Annotated in this window: 15 protein-coding genes; 7 read left to right on the top strand and 8 right to left on the bottom strand. The window is 38.8% G+C overall.

Going from position 1 to position 23,037, the window contains the following annotated elements:
* Positions 1–824 precede the first annotated feature (824 nt).
* Positions 825–1,961, bottom strand: a complete 1,137-nt coding sequence (locus tag MM236_RS12860; protein WP_241275386.1) for a hypothetical protein — start codon at positions 1,959–1,961, stop codon at positions 825–827.
* 137 nt (positions 1,962–2,098) lie between these two features.
* Between MM236_RS12860 and MM236_RS12855 the strand changes: the two genes are divergently transcribed.
* The 3 genes from MM236_RS12855 to MM236_RS12845 are packed head-to-tail and all read left to right on the top strand — an operon-like array spanning position 2,099 to position 4,768.
* Positions 2,099–2,854: a (Fe-S)-binding protein gene (locus MM236_RS12855; RefSeq protein ID WP_241275385.1), complete on the top strand. Its 756-nt coding sequence runs from the start codon at positions 2,099–2,101 to the stop codon at positions 2,852–2,854.
* The gene (locus tag MM236_RS12850) at positions 2,851–4,215 is read left to right on the top strand and encodes a lactate utilization protein B (RefSeq protein WP_241275384.1); all 1,365 of its coding nucleotides are present in this window, start codon (positions 2,851–2,853) and stop codon (positions 4,213–4,215) included. Before MM236_RS12855 ends, MM236_RS12850 begins: the two co-directional genes overlap by 4 nt.
* Complete coding sequence (locus MM236_RS12845; protein WP_241275383.1) at positions 4,208–4,768, top strand: LutC/YkgG family protein; 561 nt, start codon at positions 4,208–4,210, stop codon at positions 4,766–4,768. Before MM236_RS12850 ends, MM236_RS12845 begins: the two co-directional genes overlap by 8 nt.
* Before the next feature lie 254 nt (positions 4,769–5,022).
* On the opposite strand, the gene MM236_RS12840 is transcribed toward MM236_RS12845, so the two are convergent.
* The 6 genes from MM236_RS12840 to MM236_RS12815 all read right to left on the bottom strand — a co-directional run bounded on the left by MM236_RS12840 (position 5,023) and on the right by MM236_RS12815 (position 14,477).
* Positions 5,023–5,193: a hypothetical protein gene (locus tag MM236_RS12840; protein ID WP_241275382.1), complete on the bottom strand. Its 171-nt coding sequence runs from the start codon at positions 5,191–5,193 to the stop codon at positions 5,023–5,025.
* A 9-nt stretch (positions 5,194–5,202) separates the two neighbouring features.
* Positions 5,203–6,642, bottom strand: a complete 1,440-nt coding sequence (locus MM236_RS12835; RefSeq protein WP_241275381.1) for a purine-cytosine permease family protein — start codon at positions 6,640–6,642, stop codon at positions 5,203–5,205.
* Positions 6,643–6,719: 77 nt separating this feature from the next.
* Positions 6,720–7,769, bottom strand: a complete 1,050-nt coding sequence (locus MM236_RS12830) for a GntR family transcriptional regulator (RefSeq protein WP_241275380.1) — start codon at positions 7,767–7,769, stop codon at positions 6,720–6,722.
* A 268-nt stretch (positions 7,770–8,037) separates the two neighbouring features.
* A complete protein-coding gene (locus tag MM236_RS12825) occupies positions 8,038–10,845 on the bottom strand; it encodes a glycosyl hydrolase (protein WP_241275379.1) in 2,808 nt (935 codons plus the stop codon).
* A 484-nt stretch (positions 10,846–11,329) separates the two neighbouring features.
* Complete coding sequence (gene rhaM, locus MM236_RS12820; RefSeq protein WP_241275378.1) at positions 11,330–11,644, bottom strand: L-rhamnose mutarotase; 315 nt, start codon at positions 11,642–11,644, stop codon at positions 11,330–11,332.
* Positions 11,610–14,477: a glycoside hydrolase family 2 TIM barrel-domain containing protein gene (locus MM236_RS12815; protein WP_241275377.1), complete on the bottom strand. Its 2,868-nt coding sequence runs from the start codon at positions 14,475–14,477 to the stop codon at positions 11,610–11,612. Before MM236_RS12815 ends, rhaM begins: the two co-directional genes overlap by 35 nt.
* A gap of 409 nt (positions 14,478–14,886) precedes the next feature.
* On the opposite strand from MM236_RS12815, the gene MM236_RS12810 reads away from it, so the two are divergent.
* A complete protein-coding gene (locus tag MM236_RS12810; protein ID WP_241275376.1) occupies positions 14,887–15,960 on the top strand; it encodes a DNA-binding protein in 1,074 nt (357 codons plus the stop codon).
* A gap of 1 nt (position 15,961) precedes the next feature.
* The gene (locus MM236_RS12805) at positions 15,962–16,393 is read left to right on the top strand and encodes a type II toxin-antitoxin system death-on-curing family toxin (RefSeq protein ID WP_241275375.1); all 432 of its coding nucleotides are present in this window, start codon (positions 15,962–15,964) and stop codon (positions 16,391–16,393) included.
* 18 nt (positions 16,394–16,411) lie between these two features.
* On the opposite strand, the gene MM236_RS12800 is transcribed toward MM236_RS12805, so the two are convergent.
* The gene (locus MM236_RS12800) at positions 16,412–17,359 is read right to left on the bottom strand and encodes a glycoside hydrolase family 43 protein (protein WP_241275374.1); all 948 of its coding nucleotides are present in this window, start codon (positions 17,357–17,359) and stop codon (positions 16,412–16,414) included.
* Positions 17,360–17,565: 206 nt separating this feature from the next.
* On the opposite strand from MM236_RS12800, the gene MM236_RS12795 reads away from it, so the two are divergent.
* Both MM236_RS12795 and MM236_RS12790 read left to right on the top strand, forming a co-directional pair.
* Positions 17,566–18,828, top strand: coding sequence for a glycoside hydrolase family 88/105 protein (locus MM236_RS12795; RefSeq protein ID WP_241275373.1), 1,263 nt, complete (start codon positions 17,566–17,568; stop codon positions 18,826–18,828).
* A gap of 587 nt (positions 18,829–19,415) precedes the next feature.
* On the top strand, positions 19,416–23,003 hold the full coding sequence (locus MM236_RS12790) for a DUF4450 domain-containing protein (RefSeq protein ID WP_241275372.1): 3,588 nt from the start codon (positions 19,416–19,418) through the stop codon (positions 23,001–23,003).
* Positions 23,004–23,037: the final 34 nt, after the last annotated feature.

Below are 23,037 nucleotides of genomic sequence, written 5' to 3'. Positions count from 1 at the left end.
ATCACATACTGTTTATAAAAACTCAATTTCAAAATACTTTAGAATAGCCTTATAATTATCTTGGGCAGTAAGGCAAATATCCATTAAATATTCCCTGATATGATTCCATTCCTGCAATCCTCGATAATAAAACAACTTTAAATCTTCATCAATGATAATTCCGAACCGTTCTTTCAGGAATGTTCCATTTTTTTGAAAAATCACTTACTGAAATATACATTAGACTTATCTCTACTTTTGCCGATATCGGCAATTCCACTACTGAGTAGCTCATTGCCTTTCATTGGAACTGATATGTGGAGGTTCTAAAAAGAAAGAAGAAAAGTAACTTCTCAATAACCTAATATAAACCTAGGGAAAAAATTATTCGATTTGCTGCCAACCTAGTTTGGATTTGAATAATTCGATCCAACATCACAAAAATGAATCAATTCTCTGTATAGGAAAAAGTTCGACCGCTTCAGGGTCGATAGGAGTTAATCGATATGAGCTTTTTTCCATAGGTTCCACCTATGGTTATTGAGAGGTTTGACCCTATTGAGGGTCATTTCTATGCACTTGTATAAAGTTGATTTCGAAAGTTCATCAATTATAAGCAAGAAAAAATTACAACAGATTATTTATCTGTGGCCCAAAAAACTTGCACTGAAAAGGCGTATATCAAATTTTAAAATTGATATAGAAATATAAACGACAATTTAAGTAAACATTTTGCAAATTAGTAGAAACCTACTTTTAGACTTTTTTATGGTTAAAACCCAAAAAAGACCAATTTTTTAGGATATTTTTATGGTTACAACCATAAAAACTTATTAAACAATCCACTACTTAAGATCAAAAACCAAATAATCTGAATACTCTTGTTCAATATTAGGATTGTCTTTTTTTCTGATCAAAATTCTATTATCGGGAAGTTGTACAAATTCTGAATGGGGTTCGCCACTAGAAGGAAACATGATTTCATGGCTTCCTGAACCATCTTTTTCTATAATTATAAACCTGAAAAGCGCTGGATCCTGATAAAAAAGATAATCGGAATCAGCATCCTTTTTCAGTTGTATATCCCCTTCCGACAAGCCTGAATAGTATAAAAGTGCCAGTTTATCTGATCCCAAATCAAAAAGAGCAATATTTCTGGATTTGTTGGTAGGAATGAAATTTTGATGTTCATAAGGCAATGTTTGTTTCAATTCAAAATCTTTGGACAAATCATAGACTCCGATAGTTTTGGAGTTTTCAAAAGTCAAATACATAAGATTTGCTTCTCTATTCAATACATAGATTTGCTTGGGGCTGATTTTCTTTTCACTAAGTTCAGAAGAAGAAAAATACTGTTTATCAAAAGGTAATGCCCATTCTAGCGAGTCTTTGGATGGATTGTAATATTCGATCATCATTTCTTCAGAAAGGTCATCTTTTGTTTCGAAAGCATGCACTTGAATTCCTGAAAAAAAACTTGTGAGGAAATAAGGTGAAGAGCTGTCTTTGATTCGAAAATACGGAACGCTAAGTTTTGGTCCACCATAAGTATGTATCGTGGAATTGGCAGGAATGTGTAATCGTTCTTTCACTTTCCAATCATCAGAATACCAAATAAACTCATTCGAGCTTTGAAGAAAATAACCATCATCTTCATGGTTAAATGAAGCTGCCAAAATACTTGTATTGTATTCATCAGGTCCTTCACCTTGTTTCATTACCGCATTCAATACCTTTCCTCTTTGGTCAAGTTGCACAAATTCATGAGTAACCAGATCAAATGCTAAGTATTCTGACCTATTTGAATTAAAATCCAATATGCGGATTCTATTTTCCCTATCTACCCTGAAAGAATCTACTTGCATCAATTCGTAAGAAATAGTAGTACCTTCACTTCTCTCTGAATTGGAGCAGGAGCTGATGAAAAATACACCTAAAAGAAAGGCGAAAACATAAAGCTGCTTAGCAATCTGGATTTTCATAACTAACAATTTATCATCAAATTAACAATTGCCAAGTTCAAATCCAACGATTTATTTAATTAACGCTACCCGACACTACAGGATGTTAAAAAGTAGCGTTTTATCGAAATTGAAATTAAATTATTGATTCAAAAAATATGTCAATCAACAAAAAAGTAGGTCTCTTTATTCCATGCTATGTGGATCAATTTTATCCAAATGTAGCTATTTCGACTTTGGAGCTTCTTCAGAAATTAGGTTGTAATGTCAGCTATCCCATGAACCAAACCTGCTGTGGTCAGCCCATGGCAAATGCTGGATATGAAAGGGATACAGTAGCTACGACCCAGCATTTTTTGGACACTTTCGAAAGCTTTGATTATATCGTCTGTCCCTCTGGAAGCTGTGTTCACCACGTCAGAGACCATGCTCCATGCATCGAAGGCAAAGAAACCTTTCAAAAAGATATTCAGCATAAAGTCTATGAATTGACTGAGTTTATCACCGATATCCTGAAAATCACCGATATCAAAGGAACATATCCACACAGGGTTGGTTTTCATTCCAGTTGCCATGGTCAGCGAGGCTTGAGACTGGCATCCTCCAGCGAACTGAATCAGCCAGTTTTCAATAAAGCCAAGCAACTCCTAGCAAAATTCGAAGGATTGGAATGGGTGGAGTTGAGCAGAAAAGATGAGTGTTGTGGTTTTGGGGGAACATTTGCAGTCACCGAAGAAGCCCTTTCGGTTCAAATGGGCAAAGACAGGCTTCAAGACCATATCAGCAAAGATGCCGAAATCATCATCGGAGGTGACATGTCCTGTATCATGCATCTGTCGGGAATAGCTTCCCGAAACAAACAAGCTATCAAATTCAAACACATTGCAGAAGTACTAAACGAGGCCATTATATGAACCATCCAGTTCAAGCAGCAAAATTTCTTGAAGACAAATCCAATGCAAAATGGCATGACGAGACCTTGTGGTTTGTCCGTGATAAAAGAGACCTTTCCAGCAAATCCATTCCAGAATGGGAAAAATTGAGGGAATTGGCATCTGGGATCAAGGACAATGTCCTCAGCAACCTCGATTCCTACCTTGTGGAGTTTGAGAAAAATGCGACCAAAAATGGCATAAAAATCCATTGGGCAAAAGACGCAGAGGAACACAATCAAATTGTGCTTTCGATCTTGGAAGAGAAAGACTGTAAGGCCATCGTCAAAAGTAAATCCATCTTGACAGAGGAATGTCACCTGAATCTATATTTGGAGGAAAATGGTGTGGAAGTCGTAGATACGGATTTGGGTGAGCGGATAGTACAGTTCCTCAATCAGCCACCAAGCCACATTGTCCTTCCTGCAATCCACCTCAAAAAAGAACATATTTCGGAGATTTTCCATGAAAAACTCCAAACTGAAAAAGGGAATAATGATCCTTATTACCTTACACAAGCTGCAAGGAAACACCTTCGGGAAAAATTCCTCGCTGCAAAAGTGGCCATCACAGGAGTTAATTTTGGTGTTGCCGAAACAGGGGAGTTTGTAGTCTGCACCAATGAAGGAAATGCAGATATGGGCGTTCATCTGGCTGACACGCACATCGCTTGTATGGGGATTGAGAAACTGATACCAAAGAGGGAACACTTGGGTGTGTTTCTCCGCTTGCTGGCTCGCTCCGCTACGGGGCAAAGTATCACCAATTACAATTCCCACTTTAGAAGTCCATCTGAAGGTAAGGAAATTCACATCATCCTTCTGGACAATGGCAGAACCAAGCAGCTGGGAAGGGAGAAATTTAGAAATTCCCTCAAATGTATCCGCTGTGGCGCATGTATGAATACTTGTCCTATCTATCGTAGAAGTGGCGGATATTCTTATGGAAGCGTAGTGCCAGGACCTATTGGATCTATCCTTTCACCTGGAATTGACCTCAAAAAACACAGTACATTGCCATTTGCCTCCACGCTATGCGGGTCATGTTCTGATGTATGTCCTGTCAAAATCAACATCCACGAGCAACTCTATGAATGGAGACAGGAAATCACCAAAGCACAATCCTCTATCAATGCCAAAAGCATCGCCATGAAGATCGCAAATGGTATCTTCTCTACTCCTTTTGCCTACAAAATCAGTGGTCAGATCATGCGAGGTAGCCTCAAAATACTTCCGGAAAGCGTGACTTACAGCAACCTGAATACTTGGGGCAAGGAAAGGGATCTTCCTGAATTGCCAAAGCAATCTTTCAAAGACTGGTACAAAAACAAAGGAAATGAATAGTAGAGAGCAAATATTAAGTGATATCAGAATACTGAAAATCGACAATTCGGAACTGCCTGCGATACCTCAGTTTGAATACGAGGCAGACATCATCGAAAGCTTCAAAACATCCATCACAACCAACAAAGGAGAGATTATTTCAGAGGAAGCACTGATGGATTTGCTAGAATCTGGGGAATTTGTCAATGTCTATTCAGCATCCGAGTCTTATTCCAAACACAGCAACTTCGGTTTGCCAGAAGATCCACACGAACTGAAAAACTTAGATTTGGCTATCATAGAAGGGGATTTTGGTGTTGGGGAAAATGGCGCAATTTGGCTTGATGACAGCAAGCTTGGACATAGGGTTTTGCCTTTTATCACAGAACATTTGGTGATTGTAGTCGATAAAACAACCCTCGTTCCCAACATGCATGAAGCTTACAAGCGCATCGGGCAAGCCCATTCAGGCTTTGGCGTTTTCATCGCCGGCCCATCAAAAACTGCCGATATAGAACAATCCCTGGTCATTGGTGCCCATGGAGCCAAGAGCTTGAGGGTTTTGTTGGTTTAGAGGAAAATGAGAAAATAGACATAAGATATGAGACGTGAGATATGAGACGTGACAAAGATCCAAGACACAAAGTTATATTCGGAAAACGCAAGCCTGAAGGGCTTCAACATTTCAATAGCCCCGTATGAAATGCGGGGAATAAAGATGATGGTTAGGACCAACAACCCCGAAGCGGGTTGAACTCCTCTAATTGAAACAAAAAAGTGTCAAATAATTTCAGGACGCGACAATTATTGACATTGCGGATAATCATTTTAAGATTTTTTATTTAACCAAAACGGTGCAGATGTAAACCAAATCAAGGTTCCTGCAAACATCAGGTTTTTTGATGTAGCTGGGTCAATGACTGCCGAAAAGACCAAAAATGGTGGGATTATCGTGAAAAGCAATCCAACAATTGATAATACTACGAGTAGATTTTTCATGGTTTTTCCTTAGTTTAAAGCCTTTTCAACAAGTGGATTTTTTGATTGTGGAATTGCAGTGATCGGTTTTTGGAGCAATTTGCTGAACAACAAGTATGCAATCACTGCCACAAACCAACCCGGTAAGCCCAAGAAGAAAATTTCGATTCCTGCAAATAGGTTTAAAGCCAAGCAGAACGCCAATGTCAAAACCCACGTGAATGCTACTGCTGGATTTAGTTTTTTTCCTGAAAGCAAAGCATAGTTGCTTTTCAGCCCCCAACGATCCATATAATATACATCTATGAAAATCACTGCACCAAGTGGCATCAATATCAAACCATACAATGCTACGAATTCCAATAATCTCATGACCAAAGCTGGAAAGCATGCTGCAATCGTGGTGAAAAGTCCTACGAACAAAGTCACTTTCCAAGTTTTCCAATTTGGATTGATGGATTGTATTGCCAAACCTGCTCTGTAAAGTGTAGGGTTAGCCGTAGTCCAACCTGCAATAACAACACAAATAGCACCTGCAATTCCAGCGGCTTCATAAGCAATAGGTCCAGGTGCGAAAGTTAGGCTATTGTTTGATTCTAGAAGAAATAGAGAATAGAGAATTCCTGAAGCAATCCAGGCAATGTAATGACCTAGAAAAACACCTGAAGCTGTGGAAAAACCTGCGGTCCATTTTTTCGCATACCTCAAGATAGACATATCTGCCATACCAATATGCATGGCCATATTGCAGAACCATGCAAAAAACATGATATGCCAAAAGGTGAATTTACTCTGTCCTTCCAGTGGCACTCCACTCCAAATAGTCTCTTGGGCAACAGGCCAAAAGTCTGAAATAGAATTGATCCCAAGCCTTGGAAGTACGCCTACAGCTGCTGCGATGAATACCATGATCATCCAAGGAGCTGCAATGTTTGCAAATTTTGAGACTTGCTCAAAACCAAACATCGCTACGATCGTGGTGATCGTTCCGATCGCAAATACTGTCAAGACCCAACCAAGCGAATTCGGCAAGACATCTGTCAGTGTCGGCATTTCCAGATTGAAAGGGATTCCAACTGCTGTGGCAGATACTGCTATCATGGCGCCTGCGAGGAAACAGAAAAGTCCTGCATTTACCAAATTGTATATAAGGGTAAACTTCGATCCAGCTATTTTTTCCAATTGGAAATAAAGCGTAAGTCTTGTTTTGACGGCTATTCTTCCCGTAAAAAATGCCCAGCTTAATACTGCCAAAATGTTTCCTATCAGTAAGCCGGATACCAAATCAACTGCCGTCGCACCATGAGCGACAAAGAGAGGTCCTAAAACGAATTCTGTACCAGCGGTATGTTCACCAGCGTAGGTTCCAATGAATTTTTTCCATCCTTTTAATTTACTCTCTGGGATTGGTTCACGTTCGTACTCATTGATTGCATTTAGCTTTGCAATTAAGCTTGTGCTTTTACTCATGATTGCTTTGGGTTAAAAAGAATGCTCAAACTATCATGAATAGCTGAAATAACTGTCCTGTACTTTGCTGTGGGAAATCAAATTGAGCCTCTGTCTATGAAGTTAAATACATTTTTTACGACTTCATGCTTATGCTTTTTGATCATGTAGGCGGCTGTTTCTCCCATCACTTTAAAATTTGTGGACATCACAGTGATTCCAAGAAGTTCTTTGAGTGGGGTGTCGTTGTATGAAATCACACCGATATCTTCTCCCATTTGGAATTTTTGATCTCTGATTTGCTTAATCAAGCAGACAAGGTCATTTTCTTCAATCGTAATATAGGCGTCATTGGTCTCCAATTCCATTTCTGGATAAATAGTCGGGATTATCTCAAAATCAAAATTATGGTTGATGCAGAATTTCTGGAATCCGCATTTGATTTCTGAAGGATAAGGATAATGGACTTTTTCTGGATACACCAAGACTAGCTTTTCATATTTTTTGAGTCTAGCTATTCCTTCTTTCAGCGCTTTGTATATATCTCCTTTGAAATCTTGGTAGATTGATGCTACATTTTCTCCCAATTCGGGAATAAGGTTATCCATGATCACCAACTTTTCGGAAGGTATTGCTTGCAAAGCTTCTATGACTTGATCGTTTACATTTTGGTGGCGAAGGTTGTCATCCTTGAAGTGGGGCATGACCACGTAATAATCATAAGCGTCCATATTTTCTTCTAGGATCTTCAACATTATCTTGGCATCACAATGATAAAGGTGTAGATCTACCTTGGTAGTGGATCCTAGGCTTTCCAAAAAGGAGTTATAGATTCGGAGTTTGTAATTACTTAACTTATTGAGTAAAAATAAGACTTTCACTTGTGATTGAGATACGTTTCGAGCTACATAATAACCTTTACCTTTGACAGATAAAATTATTTTTTGCTTTTTCAATTGGTTGTATGCTTTCTCCACAGTATCTCTCGAAAGGTAAAAGCGTTCACTGACTTCGTTGATGGAAGGGATTTTTTCACCTATAGTAAGGTATCCTCTTTCAATATTTTCAATTATACATTGTACAAGCTGCTGGTACTTGGGAATACGAGAATCATTCTCGATTCTAATAATGTTATCAAATGCGATCATCGTGGGTTTATTATTTGTGCAATCGATTGTAATTTAAGAGAAATAATTTCTCAATGAAAGGTTTTTATGATGGATTACAATTAATTTTTAGGAAAAAAACTCAATAAAATTTTATAGAAAAGATTGAAAAAGAATAATATTCTGTTTTCTGCAGTTTACGCCAGTCTCGTTGTTATAATAATTGTGTTTTTTACATTTACACAAAAAATTTATTCTCTATAACCTTCCTGCACTTACCTGTATCGAAGATGTAAAAAAATCAGAAGATTTATTTCTTAAATCCTCTGATTTCCAGCTTTCCTCCAAGTCCTGAGGGCATTACATCCCAAGATGATGCGTCAAAAGGCTTGTAATCTATGTTCACAAAATTGATTTCGTGGTAGTTTCTCCAAGGAATTTTGTTGATATCAAGGTACCTCATATGGTTTGCCATTAAGTTGGCTACTTCTATCTTAATGTCATTTTTCCCTTGGATCAAAAATTCAGATACATCCAATTTGTATGGAAGGCTCCAAGCTTGTCCAGCATACTTTCCATTGATCCATACTTTGGCACTTTCATGGATGCTGGAGAAGTTTAATGTGTAATTCAAGGATTGATCAAGTTCAAATTCAAAGCTTCCACTGTAAGTTCCTCGTCCAGAATAGAAATCGGCATCCTTATCACCTTGATTTGTCCATGGTTCTAGATTTTCCATTTGTTGCTCTTTGGGGAGGTTTGGACCACCATTTGGACCAAAAGTAATCTTCCAATCGGAATTGATTTCTATATTTGAAATAGGAGCAGCATGGTATCCCCAACCCGCGATTTGTTCGGATTTTTGGTTGGTTGTTCTTACGATTAGGGATTCACCAGGCTCTAAGTGAAGTGCTACACCAAGATATTTCCCATCCCTTTGGGATTTTGCTAGTCCCATTTTTCCATTCAGCGGATTCATGATGATAGCATTTTCCGATTGAGTTAAGAAGTTGATTTTCCGATTTATAGTATTTGCACTGTGGTTGACGATGAAGTAGTATTTATCACTTCCGATTTTTCTCTTGATAAATTTCAAACCTGTTTCACTAATTCCTTCTCGGTGGATTTCTTCTTTTTCCAAGCTGGAAGCAATGTTTTTTGAAAATATCAATTTACCTTTTCCCCAAGCCACTTCAGTATTTTTGTCCAATCCAGTTTCATTCCAAAGAGTTGAAAATTTCTCTCTTTTTTCCTCCAAATCTTGAAGACCAGGGATGTCTCTTGGTTTTTCTTGAAATATCACCTTTGCACCATTTTTTGCCAAGGTTAGAATGTCTTCCAAAGTCTCCAAAGGCATAAATTCGACTTTTGGAATAATCAGGGCTTTTGCTGTGTTGGCATTTTCATGGGTTTTGATTTCTCCATTTTTTATATCCGATTCTGCTATCATTTTATCAGAAATAAAATCTACAGAATACCCAAGATCCATCAGCTGTTTGGATTGCTTGTAAAATTCAGTAGGATGCAGCCATCGGTCAATGTGGTGCACAGAAATCAATTCCATCATCCCTTTTGGGTTTGCCCAGACATCATATACTGGCCAATAGACCAACAGTTCATTGTCTGGCATTCCTGATTGAAGGACAGATTGCGTTCTGGCAATGTATTGATTGAATTCTGAAAAATGCTCCCAAAGGCTATTGTGTTGGGTGAGGTTAAGAGAAGCATAGAAAAGCCAACCAGGGAATTGTACATCTTGGGGACTGTAGGTCACACCGTGATAGAAAACGTGGTTGATTCCGGCCAAAAAAGTCTGATCAAGTTCGGGCTTCATTTGGGAAAATGATGATTTGAAATGCTCCCCTAGCCAAGTAAATGTCTCGCAGGAAACTAGATTTTTTCCAGTCAAATGTGCAGCAGAGGAAGCAAATTTCAGCATGATAGGATCTGGATCCACATTGCGGATATCGGCACTGTCTCTCCTCAAGCCGGGTATAGGAAAATAACTCGACCCGAAAGTTTCACATTCAGGAATATCCACGGCTCCATAGATGTCCAGCAAGTTTCCTGGCGATCCATGAGCTTGGTTTTTAGTCTTTTTGCCTTTGGCTTTTGCCCAAGCGGTCCAGTTTTCGGTGAAGTTTTCCAGCAGTAACTCATGCAATGTTTCCCTATAATCAGATTTGACTCGGATGGATTTTTCATCGCCAGTGTTATCCGTAAGCTCAGAAAGCATCATTTTCAGATCATAACCTCTTCGCTCTTCAAATTCCACCAAAAAATCAGCGGTGAAATCTGCTCCATAGACTTCAAAGCTATCATTGTAGAATGACCTGATGTCAGGATATGCATTGTCAAAGGCTTTGTCAAAAGATTCTAGGTAATTGTTGACGGCAGTTTTGAAGAAATGATCAAGCGTAAATCCTTCACCACCGGGTGCAGCTCTCTTTACTTTCTGTTCTGTTTTTGCAAAGTACAATGCCTGCACTTTTTCGAGGTCTTCTGGAAGGTTTTCGATTACATTTCCAAATCTCAAGTCATGTAGATCTTTTCTTTCTCCATTTTTGAATGTTCCTATCACATTGATCAAAATGGCATCAGGCTCTCTTTCATTTCTTTTTCGCTGGACTATTTCCAGATCTCTTTGCCCTTCAGAGATCTCATATTCCTGCACGATCATTTTCGATGCTGCATGTTCCATCCTGACTTGCGGACCACCAAAAGGCCAGCCTGTTCCCAATGTCATGTCCACACCCATGTTGAGTTCGCTTGCTTTGGAGACTGTATGATTCAATACTGCGATCCATTCCTCTGACAAAAAATCCAAATACCTGTCCTCGTAGCCTTTGGCTCCATATATGGGTGCTATCTCCACACCGCCAAGCCCAACCCTTTCATATTCTTCCAAAAGATAGTCGATGTTTTCTTTGTCCACGGCACTCCCCATCCACCACCATCTTGTCCAAGGCTTGCTTTCCTTGGTGATTTCTGGCCATTGGTCTACAGCAGTTTCGTATTCTACGATTTCATTTTCTTCAGAGGTATTGCATGAAAATTGAAAAAGCAAAATGATGCTGGAAAACATCAGCAATAACGATTGTATGGAAAGGGATTTCATGTGTTTTAATTGAAAATTTTGGGGTTGTTAACTTTGCCACATGGCTCTTGATTCAAAATTTGCCCGTACCTACGGCACTGTTTTTACTCACATCGAATCTTTGAACCCGGCAATAAATTACCGGGCTAGTATGCCGGTCATGCCTACGGCATTTTTCGGATTTTGTACTGTTTTTGTCTTGTTTATAGCTTAATTCTACTTTGTCTTGCGGTTCCTAGCGATCTTATGCGATCTCAGTTATGTCTTGTTTTAATCTTACTTCTAATCTCTCAATAACCGATTCCTTGATGCCTGTCAAATGCTGAAATTAGTTGATACTTTTTTCTTTAATAAATTTCAGAAATTCAACCCCGAAGGGGTTGAAAAAACCATAAAAGGTATTCTTTCCATGTTTCCCGCATTTCATACGGGGCTAATTGAGGTTTAACCCCGTTCGGGGTTTTAACACTTGCATCTTTTGTCTCAAATCTCCTTCACACTAGACCTATAATCTAAAAACTTCCTCCAATGGAACGGATACTGGAGAATTGTCTTCGTTGGTGTCCATGATGTCGGCCATGTATGCCCACCATTTTTGGACGATGGCTTCATTTCCTAGATCTTGGGATCCATTTTCTCCAGACACTTCTTGTATGGCAAAAAGCGTGGAGGTTTCTCTGTCCAAGAAGATGCTGTAGTTGACTACGCCCGAATCTTTGAGAAGATTTTTCAGTTCAGGCCAGATTTCATCATGTCTTTTTTGGTATGCTGACTCAGCACCGGGCTTAATCTTCATTCGGAAAGCGATTTGTTTTGTCATGACTTAATATTTGGTCTTGGATGATATCAAAATAGAAATATAAGGTTCGGGAATAAGTGCCGTTCATTTTATTGGTTTCTCCTTGTGGGCCATAGACGGCCGCATTGGAAGTGATTCCCAAGGCCAATTTACTGCCAAGAGCTGGAATACCATCCAAGAATGAAATATTCCCTTTTGGCAATTCGGGATAGCTTGTAGGTCCTGACACACCATAGAAATCAAATAGTCGGACATTTAAACCTTCATTTTCGGAGACAATATAAAACTTGCCTTGGGCAGTATTGATTTCCATCCAGGAGATATCTCCAAAATATCCTTTGAACTCTGGATAGTCCCACGGAGTACTTCCAGTTTGGGTATCGTTGTAGAGGTTTTGGTGAACATCGATAGTTCCTTGATTTCTGTTTTTCCAGACTCTGTATGGCCCTTTTCCAAGCCATTTGGCACTGATGACATTCGATTCGGGATAATCAAAACTGATTCCTGGATAGTCGTATTCTCCTTCCGGTAAGCTGTATGTATAGTTGAGCTCAACCCAACCACTTGGATGGATTGTCCATTTGGTTTCTTTTAGGTGCCCATCATATTGGATGGTGAGCGATTTGGACTCACCATCTTCTGTAGTTTCTATGTTGCTTACTTTTTGGTCGCCGTAAGTGAAGACTGGTCCATTTCCAAAGCTTAGATCCATTCCGCTTGGCTTTTGGATGCGTGAAAGTGTGCCATTTGCATTGTCAAAAGTCAAAGTAAAGCCACCAGCTGACAGTACACTCAGACTGTCGGTTACTGTTAAATCAGATTCTCGGACTTCTTTTGGATTACTGTTGATTACTTTAAAAAAGTCATTAAAGGCGTCCGTTCTCCATGACCAAGTATAGATTTCTTTTCCATGGGGATCAATGGCTTTGAGATAAAGTCCTTCTGCTGCGTCCATCATCTTCAGGTTAGCTATCTTGATTTTCCCTTTTTCACTTGGCTTGACATTTGGACTTTGAATTTGAGACTTATCCACGACAATATGGCCGGAGATTGGATCACCAGGTTTCCTGTATTTCACCCATTCTGCTTCAAACTTAACTTCAGACAAGTTGGTGAAATGAAACCTGTTTTCCACTTCTATTTCTCCATTGAAATCCTCAGGAAGCTTCTCCATAAAAATTTTTACTGGGCTGAAAATTTCCCTTGCAGCATAGAAACTGCCTTCTTTTTGCCTGTGTGGGCCAAGCAATCCATCAGGAGCATTGACCCTATTGACATCTATCTTATTTCCAATGTCTGTTCTGACCAAGCCTTCATCGGAAAATACCCAAAGATAGCCGCCGCCCGACATTTTGGATGCCCACATTAGTTCCCAAAAATCATGAAGTCCCGCTGCACCTCCACCATCATCTTGGGCATGGAGAAATTCGGTAGGCATATAAATCAAGGTAGAGTCAGCAAATTTTTTGAGCAAACTCTCATAGTTTTCATAATGATCCGTGTCTATTCCATTGAAATCATTACCAGGTCTATGATGGGCGTGAATGACTGGTCTTTTGGATGGATCATAGAGGTCAAAATCTCCATCTAGGGCTTTGTTTGTTCCTCCTTCGTTTCCGTTACTCCAGAAAATGATCGAAGGATGGTTGACATCTCTCCGAACCATTTCTTTCACCAATATTTTCCCTGATTCGGTATCATAAGCATTTTGCCAACCACCAAGTTCATCCATTACATATAGCCCAAGAGAGTCACAAAGATGTAAAAATGACTTATCAGGTGGGTAGTGGGCAGTCCTTACGGAATTCATGTTCATTTCCTTCATCAGCAGGATATCCATCAAGTCTAAGGAAGCATTGAGTGATCTCCCTGTTTCTGGCCAAAATGCATGTCTGTTGATGCCTTTCATTTTTACCTTCACTCCGTTCACATAGATTCCATCCCCTTCTTTGATCTCGATAGTTCTGAAGCCGATGCGCTCTTCGACTTCATGGAGGGTTTTATTCCCTTTGTCTTTCAGTGAAAGTTTGAGAAGGTAAAGGTTTGGAAATTCTGAATTCCAAGTCTGAATATTTTCAAATTGATTTTTGATTAGAAGTGAGCCGCTTGAATTTGCCTTTGTTTTCCATTCTTTGATGGATTTTCCATTCAGTTCCGAGACTGTGGCGATGATTTCTTGTGCATCTGTCACATTCTCAAGTTCCAGGTGAACCTCCAAATTGCCATTTGCTTCAGCGACTACGGCATGATGGGAAATGTGTTTTTGGGGTTTTGCATTGATGTAAACAGGGCGATAAATCCCACCAAAAATCCAATAGTCCGCATAACGCTCAGCACGGTTGACGGAATTATTGGAAGACATCTTGCTCACTTTTACTTCTATCAGATTTTCTTTGTCCAAGTTGACAAAGTCAGTAATATCGTAAGTAAACCTATAAAATGAACCTTGGTGAACCGGCCCGATGGATTGGCCATTGATTTTCACTTCAGTATCTGTCATCGAGCCTTCGAATACCAGTTCAAGGGATTTTCCTTTGAAGTTTTGTGGGACGGTAAAAGTTCTTTTGTAAAAGCCAGTTTCATCGGCAAATTCATGTGAGCGTCCATAAGTCACATAATCCCTTCCATAATTGTAAGCGCCAAAACCCTGTTGTTCCCAATGGGAAGGAACCTCAATAGTGCTCCAAAAGCCACTATTTCTGCCCGAGGAGCAGAAGAACTCCCAAGTTTCTGTGTTTTCATTGTCAGTGCCGCTGAGAAAAAACTGTTCAGTTTGCTGTCCTTTAGTAGGAGCAATAGTAACTATGAAAATTACAGATGTGATCAATAATTTCAGGCGATTTCTAAATGACATGGTAAATTGGGTTAACATGAAGAGCCTAATAAAAGCCATTTTATGATAAAAAGTATCCTGTACTTTCGGAGCACTTGTCAGTTAGATTAAAAATATCTGAGTGAATTGGGAAATGAGGTTAATTAATATGTTTTTGATATTTTAAATGAAGAGTGCAGGAAGTTCTTAGATATGGAAGGAGTTTATAAATTTCAACAAAAATTACAATTTGTATTGAAAAATGCTTAGGATGTAAAAGTCATCTTAGTGTTAATTACTTAACCTTTGTATTAGTTGTTGTTTAGGGATTACGAATGATTTTCATTAAAAAACTTGAATATACTTCTTCTCCAGAAGGACATGAAAACTAGAAAAAAGAAATAAATTTGAGGAGGACATGAACGTCTCTGGCAAATTTGAAAAATATGATATGGCAAATAATTTAACAGACTCAGCAATTGATAGGCAAAATATTCTCAATAATTCAGATTTTATTGAAAATATTCAAAAATTTCTAGGAGTAACAGGGATGTTATATGATGGCGAATACCGTTTCACAACTGCACAGATTGCGGACTTTTATGAGGTTAGTACTAAAACGGTCAAAAGATATGTTGAGTCCGCAGAGCCTGAATTGTCACATAATGGTTATTGTGTGTTAAAAGGCCAAAAACTAAAAGAATTTAAACAGTTGTTTGGGTATTTGATTTATGCTGACATTGAGGCTGATTTTGAGGAGGACATCAATGTCCCTTTCAAAAAGAATGAATCTGATAAACAAAAGCTTAGTAAGTTGAGAAGTCTTGCTGTTTTCAATTTTAGAACTTTTTTGAATATCGGTATGATGCTGACTGAAAGTGAAAGAGCAAAATCAATTCGAAGCACAATACTCGATATTGTTTTAGATAGTATTAACCAAAAAATAGGAGGTCAAACAAAATTTATAAACCAGAGAGATGAAGAATACTTTGTGGCTATCCTTAGAGAGCCGGTATATCGTAAGGAATTTACAAGTGCTTTGAGTCAATACCTTGAAATGGGGAATGCGAAATATAGCATCTATACAGATGCGATTTACCAAGCTATTTTTCATGAAAATGCAACAGAATACAAAGCTATATTAAAACTTGAAGATAAAGAGAGTCCTAGAGAAACAATGTATTCTGAAGTTTTAAAACTAATAGCATCCTTTGAAATTGGAATTGCAGATGCAATGAAGGATAAGTATGAGGAAATTGGAAGAAAGCTGACACCAAATGAACTGAATCATTTAATAAAAGAATTTACTGCTCATCGATTTTGGATCCCTCAACTTGAGGACGCTCGTATAAAAATGGCTTCAAGGGATTATGGCTTTCGTGAGGTTGTACATTCGAGACTTGAAAAGTACATTCAAAGTATTCCTACGAGTGATTTTCAGAAATTTCTAGGTGAGAATAGCAAATCTTTACAAGAAAGGGTTGATGAAAATATTGAAATATTTAAACGATTAAAAGACAGATAAAATGAAATTCAAATATTTCGATCTCAATCATGCTGTCTTAGTACAGAATTATATCATTGAAAATTCAGGTGGAAGAAAAGGTGTTTTAAATATTGATTTATTATCTAGTGTATTAGACCATGTTAAAAATGATATTTATTATCCAGATTTAGAATCAAAAGTTTGTCATTTATTCTATTCTATCAACAAGAACCATGCATTTAATGATGGAAATAAAAGATCTTCTATTGTTTTAGCTTCCTATTTTTTAGAAATAAATGGATGTAATTATCTCGTTTCTAGATTTATGAAAGAGATGGAAAATATTGCTGTTTATGTTGCTGATAACAAGATTGATAAAGAACTTCTGCATGAAATTATTGTAGATTTAATTTATAAACCTGATTATTCAGAAAGCTTAAAACTAAAAATTGCAATAGCATTAATGAAATAACATAGAATTAACCAAACTCTATAACACCGCCTTCTTCAGTTTTTCCAATTCCGCCATGCTGATCTTGAAAACGGTACCGTGTCTGGTGCCTTTTGGGAAATTGACTTGATCTGAGATGTCTGTCCAGTTCACCAAGTCTTTGGAAGCTACTGCACCCATCTTTTTTTCAGTATATTTATCAAAATACACAATCCATTGATCTCCAACTTTCGCTACTGTGGGCCCCTCAGCCCAATAATCTCCCGTAATCGGCTCGGATGCAGAACCATATCCTCCAGTCAATGATTTGCTTCTGGTGATTCGGATATTCTTTTGCGCAGGCTCTCGTGTTTCGTCTTTGACAAACATGATGTATTCACCGTTTTCCTTGATGATAGATCCATCTATTACATTGAATCCAGGCTCGTAAAGCAATTCTGTGGGGGTGAACTCGACAAAATCTTTGGTAGTGGTATAGTACTTTCTATGATTGTAGCCACTTTCTTCTTTCGATTGGGTTTCCAAATATTTTCCCTCGATCGTAGTTGACCAGAATATCATGTAATAAGCTTCCTCTTCATTGTAAAATATCTCTGGTGCCCAAGTGTTTCGAGCACCAGCTTCATGCGCCATGACTGGAATTGTCATTTGCTTGCTCCAGTGGATCAAATCAGGAGAAGATGCGTAGCCCAGTCCTTTTTCGTTCCAGCTTACAGTCCAAACCATATGATATAGTCCATCTCCACCTTTGATGATGCAGGGATCTCGCATTAGCTTATCATTTCCTGCAGTTGGCGTGAGGAAGGGCTTTCCTTCTTGCAATGTCTCCCAGTTCAGACCATCTAGGCTGTATGAAAGATGAAGCCCATCTTCCCCATTTCCTGTGAAATATGAAAAGACATAAACTTCATCAGGTTGATCATTTGTGCAGTTGAAATTTAGAAATGCAAAAAATGATAGTATTACAAAAAGCTTAGTGGTCTTCATAGGTTTGGGATTGATTTGAATCCATAAGGTTAATGCAAACTTTTCTATTCCACAAGTAATAATGTATTAGTCATTTATGAAAGCAGGACAGTACAGTGAGGTCTTGAGTATTTGAATTTCAATTTGATGGATTCGGGTAAGTACAGGATAGGAAATAAAAAATAGAGTCATAATTTTCGATAGATTAAAAACAATAACCCCTAACCATGAAACACAAAATATTTTCAAAACCTGTATTTACAGCTACATTGATTATTTTTTTATCAACAATTCAGGTTTTTGCGCAGCAAAATGGAGTAGATTCTGATTTAGAGGTTGTTCAAAAAGTCGCGGATTTTATTTTGTCGGAGAATAAGTTGGGGTTTAAAGATGACCAAGGAAACAATTATGCTTCCTACAAAGACATCCCAAAAGACAAAGAAGTGTCATTTGCATCCAAATATGGTGAATGGCATTATACCAATGGAGTGATTAATCTTGCCATGATGCATTTGGCATCACATACAGGAGAAAGTAAATATTATGATTATGCAAAAAACCATATAGCCCATGGTTTTGAGAATTATAAGTTTTTCCAAAGTAGGTTCAAAAACGACAGGCCGCATCATAAATATCCCTTGGGTCAGCTTTGGACAATGCTGGAGCTGGATGATTTTGGTGCTATTTCAGCAAGTATGTTGGAGGTAATGAAAAAGGACGACAACGCTACTTATAAGGAATACATTGAAAATGGTGCAAAGAGAATGACTTATGGACAAGACAGGCTTTTTGACAAAACATTGGTAAGGACTTTTCCACAAGAAATGACCTTATGGGCAGATGATCTTTATATGAGCGTTCCATTTTTATCTAGGTTGGCTGTATATACAGGAGAAAATAAATACTTCGACGATGCTATCAATCAAGTGTTGAACTTTGATAAATACCTTTGGAATCCGCATAATGGCTTGTATTTCCACTGCTATTATACAGATACAGAACAAAATGGAGTTGCCCACTGGGGAAGAAGCAATGGCTGGTTGGTACTTTCACAAATACATTTGTTGGAAAGATTGCCAGATGGTTATCCTGGAAAAGATAAGGTTATTAAGAACTTGGAAAAACAGTTGATTGGTTTGTCGAGATATCAAGATCAAGATGGCCTTTGGAGACAGTTGTTGGACAAAAATGACTCGTATCAAGAAACTTCGGCTTCGGCGATGTTTGTGCAGGGATTTGCAAAGGCCATCACAGAAGGATGGATAGACAAGCGTTTTGCTTCTGTGGCTTTGAGAGGTTGGGATGGACTACGAAAAACCATGATCACAGAAGATGGTCAAGTGAAGGATATTTGTGTAGGAACAGGAATCAGTGACGATCTTATTTTCTATTACACACGACCTGCTAGAGCAAATGAAAAGCATGGTGTTGGCTCAGTAATAGATGCAGGGTTGGAAGTAATTAAGTTGAAAGAGTATTTGAAAAAATAATGAGATAAATGTTTATATGATTATCCGCAATTACACCAAAAGGTAAATAAAACAATTGGATCAATCGGATAATCGTCGACGGATGACAGTCGACAGTCGACAGCAGCTGAATTCAAAGTTTGTACCTAATTAAATATGGGTACTGGTGTGAAAGCGGATATTCATAATGTTTTAATATATAGGGTTAATTAGTTTGGAAAACCACGCCACATTGGGGCGTGGTTTTTTAGTTAAAAGAATTGGTGGAGGATTGAAAATTCTTCGTCCTATACCTCAGGCTGCATTGGATTTGAATGATGCAGAATTTCCTCAAAATCCAGGGTATTAATCTTCATTGGCATAAGTATGAAGCCACTCCTGTAATTCGGGGGTGGCTTTTCTTTCATAACAAGATACTACAGGAAGGTTTTTACTGATATAGAAATTATATTCGATTGATTCCCTGAATAACCACTATGATTTTTATCCTGCTTTTCATATTCTCCATTTTATGTAAAATCACTTATGAATTTTACAAAATGATCATGCTATCCAAAAGCACCGATTCAAACTATTGTTTCATAAAATCAAGGCTTCAGATTCTTATCATGATTTCTCTAGTCTTACTTATTGTTGCCAGCAATTCACTGCTTGCCCAACAACCCCAAAATAGGAACATCAGATACATTCCCGATCAAAAAGACTTTGTGATTGAGAATGGGGACAAAAGATTTAACCGTGCACTCTATGGCTACCCATCTGAGTACCGAGTGGAAGCTGGGGATTTGCCGGAATTTGCTTTTTATCTGCCCGGAATGGGAGGAAACCTCAGCTTTGCTTTGCTCAGTGATGCAGGAGAAAAATGGCTAATCCATGCTTCGGACATTGAAGCAAGATACAGGCCTGGCAAAATGCTATATACCATTCAGGATCCGATGTTGGAAGATGGTAGTTTGTTTTTAGAAATGATTCCATTGAGGGAAATGGAGGGTTCAGTCCTCAAAATTGAATTTTCAATGGTTCCAAAAGGCGTAGAACTCTTGGTTTTTATGGGTGGTGTCTCTGGTAAAAAATTCAGTAGGTCAGGGGATTTGGGTGCTGATCCTGAATCAGTTTTTTATTTAAATCCCGAAAACTGTACTGGCAATATTGTCAATATCACCGAAAATCAACAATTCAATATTGAATTTGGAGCTAATGATTCCAGAAAGTCGATTCTTGGGACTTTTTCCGAAGGAGTAGCTTTGAAAGCAATAGAAGCAGGTACTTTGCAATCGCCAACAGAAATGTGGGAATCACAACCCATCAATTATCCTTTGCTGGCAGGTAAAGTGTCTGTCACAAGTGCTCCAATTTATTTGGGAATTTACCAGCCAGGTTTTACTGAAGTTGACCCAAGCAGTCTTCCCCGACATTTTCTCAATGCAGAAGTCCAAAGACAAACTTTGATAGACAGAATCAAAGTCAATACTCCCGATCAATTTATCAACACACTTGATGGCGCTTTGGCAGTGGCTGGAAATGCTATTTTTGATGAAAAAGTTTCTGCTTTCGTCCATGGTGCAATTGCTTGGCGGATGCCATTGCCAGGTTGGCGAGGTGCTTATGTGGCTGATGGATTGGGATGGCATGATAGAGCTAGAAGGCATTTTGATGGATATTTGAAGTCACAGTATTTAGAACCAGGCGGTAGTCGCAACGATCCCGATCCTGAGAAGAACTTGGGAAGGCAAATCGAAAAAGCAGGATATTCGATATACAACAGTGGATATCTCAGCCGAAGACCAGGCCCTCCATCACCACCCCACCATTATGACATGAATCAGGTCTTTTTTGATCAATTGATCAGGCATTTTGACTGGACAGGAGATTTGGAGTATTTGGAAAAAGTATGGCCAAATATTGTCCGTCATTTGGATTGGGAAAAGCGAAATTTTGATACTGATGGTGATGGACTGTACAATGCATTTGCGAGTATCTGGGCTTCGGATGCCCTGCAATACAACGGTGGAGGCGTATCACATGCCTCGGCATACAATTATTATGCATTCAAAAATGCCGCTCGCTTGGGCAGTTTGATAGGGAAAGAAACTGACCTGTTCCAAGAAGAGGCTGATAAGATCAAGCAAGCCATGGAAAAGGAACTTTGGCAAAGTAACAAAGGCGTTTATGCTGAATACAAGGATTTGCTGGGTGGAAAAAGGTTACATCCCCAAGCAGGAGTTTGGTCTGTTTACCATGTGATCGATTCGGAAGTTCCAGATCCATTCCAGTCCTATTTGATGACACAGTATGTCGATCAGGAGATCCCATTTATACCTATTGGGTTTCAGGAAAATGATGTGGATTATCAAGTTGTATCCACTACCAATTGGATGCCTTATACTTGGTCTGTGAACAATGTTGCACTGGCCGAAACCTTGCATACCGCACTTGCTTTTTGGCAGGCAAACAACAATGAAGACGCTTTTCTGCTTTGGAAAAGTGCCTTGCTCGAAAGTATGTACATGGGTGGAAGTCCAGGAAATTTTCAGCAGTTGTCCACATTGGATGCCATGCGGGGAGAGTTGTACAGGGATTTTGCAGATCCTATCGGAATGGCTTCCAGGACGTTGATCGAAGGGCTTTTTGGGATAAATCCTGACCTGACCAATTCCGAAATTCGCGTGCAGCCAGGATTCCCATCTGATTGGGAATATGCATCTTTGGAAATCCCAGATTTCACCTTTGATTTCAAAAAGAATGGAAACATCGATGATTACACACTCTCTTCTTCTTTTCCAAAAAATGTGAATGTCAAGCTAATCGTCCAAGCAAAAAGTGAGCTATTGAAAGCCGTAGATGCAAGTGGGAAAGCTTTGAAATTCAATCCTGTAGATGAAGCAGTTGGATTTCCGAAGTATGAAATTGAGATACCCTTGGAAAAGGAAAGCGCAATCAGCCTAACTTGGTCTGAGGAAATGATTTCAACAGAGAAAATTGTAATCAGGGCAGTTTCCAGAAAATCCATTTCACATAAAATAGAAGGTGTTGAATTACTTGAGATCAAAGATCCACAGCAAATTCTAAGCACTTCTTCTATCGAAGGGAATTCACTTCAGGCAAATGCAATTGATACGGAAGGAGATTATACTTTTTTCTTAAAACTAAAGAAAGGAAAACTGGAATGGTGGCATCCTATCTCTATAGAAATCCTATCTCCACTAACAGTCCATGTTCCTGAAATCCAACAAAAAGATAGAATTCATTTTGGCTTGGAGAGTAATATTGGAGATCTACAATCCGTCACTTTGAAGGTGAATGGAAAGCAGCAAGAGACTTTTGCGATTGAAGAAGGATTTGAATTGATTTTTGATTTGGGGTTGGAGGAAAATTATCTCTATCCTGGTACGAACCAAATTGAGATTTATACAGAAAATGACTTGCTGTACAAAGGTGAAATCATCAATTGGGATATTGAGGTTCAAAGCCAAGTAGAGCAAATTTCCATTTCCACGCATTTCAATGACGCAGTCACACAGGTTTTTGAAAATGAATACTTGAGCCCACGCTCTCCTTATCCCACCTTACAGATTCCAAAGCAGGGATTGGGTGATTGGGCATCATTTGGAGCTTACATGAAAATTGATGATCAGGGTGTTAGGGAATTGGCCAGGCAAAATGATGGAGTTATCCACATGCCATTTGGACTAGATTTTTCATTCAATTCTGAAGAAAAAAACAACATTGCGTTTACTTCTTTTTGGGATAATTATCCTGACTCCATCTCCATGCCGATCAGCGGAAAAGCTTCCCATGCATATTTCTTGATGGCAGGCACGACCAACCACATGCAAAGCCATATTGATAATGGCTATCTTGAGGTAGTTTACGATGATGGATCGGTTGAAAAACTTTCCATTCGCAATCCTGAAAACTGGTGGCCAATAGAGCAGGACTATTATTTGGATGGGCTAGCTTTTGATACACATCGTCCAAGGCCGTACCGGGTACATTTGGCCACTGGAAAAATCTCAAATCAGCCACATGATAATTATACAAACATTGGACATTTTACAAAATACGCAATAGAAGGAGGGGCAGCCACAGTCTTGGACTTGCCTTTGGATACAACTAAAGAACTCAAGGAAATCCGTCTAAAAACTGTCTCAGTGGATGTGGTCATTGGACTGATGGCGGTTACATTGGTGAAATAATAATTACTTACGCCACGACTGGTCCGTGGTGGAG

This window comes from Belliella calami (genome assembly GCF_022549695.1).
GTDB lineage: Bacteria > Bacteroidota > Bacteroidia > Cytophagales > Cyclobacteriaceae > Belliella > Belliella calami.
Note: the sequence above shows the minus strand (reverse complement) of the source record. Positions and strands in the feature narration are given on the sequence as shown.

Bases quoted from the DNA above. Each gene is read 5' to 3' on its own strand.
- MM236_RS12810 (WP_241275376.1), top strand. From the start codon at position 14,887: ATGGCAAATAATTTAACAGACTCAGCAATTGATAGGCAAAATATTCTC.
- MM236_RS12835 (WP_241275381.1), bottom strand. From the start codon at position 6,642: ATGAGTAAAAGCACAAGCTTAATTGCAAAGCTAAATGCAATCAATGAG.
- MM236_RS12825 (WP_241275379.1), bottom strand. From the start codon at position 10,845: ATGAAATCCCTTTCCATACAATCGTTATTGCTGATGTTTTCCAGCATC.
- MM236_RS12815 (WP_241275377.1), bottom strand. From the start codon at position 14,477: ATGTCATTTAGAAATCGCCTGAAATTATTGATCACATCTGTAATTTTC.
- MM236_RS12845 (WP_241275383.1), top strand. From the start codon at position 4,208: ATGAATAGTAGAGAGCAAATATTAAGTGATATCAGAATACTGAAAATC.
- MM236_RS12790 (WP_241275372.1), top strand. From the start codon at position 19,416: ATGATTTCTCTAGTCTTACTTATTGTTGCCAGCAATTCACTGCTTGCC.
- MM236_RS12855 (WP_241275385.1), top strand. From the start codon at position 2,099: ATGTCAATCAACAAAAAAGTAGGTCTCTTTATTCCATGCTATGTGGAT.
- MM236_RS12850 (WP_241275384.1), top strand. From the start codon at position 2,851: ATGAACCATCCAGTTCAAGCAGCAAAATTTCTTGAAGACAAATCCAAT.
- MM236_RS12830 (WP_241275380.1), bottom strand. From the start codon at position 7,769: ATGATCGCATTTGATAACATTATTAGAATCGAGAATGATTCTCGTATT.
- MM236_RS12795 (WP_241275373.1), top strand. From the start codon at position 17,566: ATGAAACACAAAATATTTTCAAAACCTGTATTTACAGCTACATTGATT.
- MM236_RS12800 (WP_241275374.1), bottom strand. From the start codon at position 17,359: ATGAAGACCACTAAGCTTTTTGTAATACTATCATTTTTTGCATTTCTA.
- rhaM (WP_241275378.1), bottom strand. From the start codon at position 11,644: ATGACAAAACAAATCGCTTTCCGAATGAAGATTAAGCCCGGTGCTGAG.
- MM236_RS12805 (WP_241275375.1), top strand. From the start codon at position 15,962: ATGAAATTCAAATATTTCGATCTCAATCATGCTGTCTTAGTACAGAAT.
- MM236_RS12840 (WP_241275382.1), bottom strand. From the start codon at position 5,193: ATGAAAAATCTACTCGTAGTATTATCAATTGTTGGATTGCTTTTCACG.
- MM236_RS12860 (WP_241275386.1), bottom strand. From the start codon at position 1,961: ATGAAAATCCAGATTGCTAAGCAGCTTTATGTTTTCGCCTTTCTTTTA.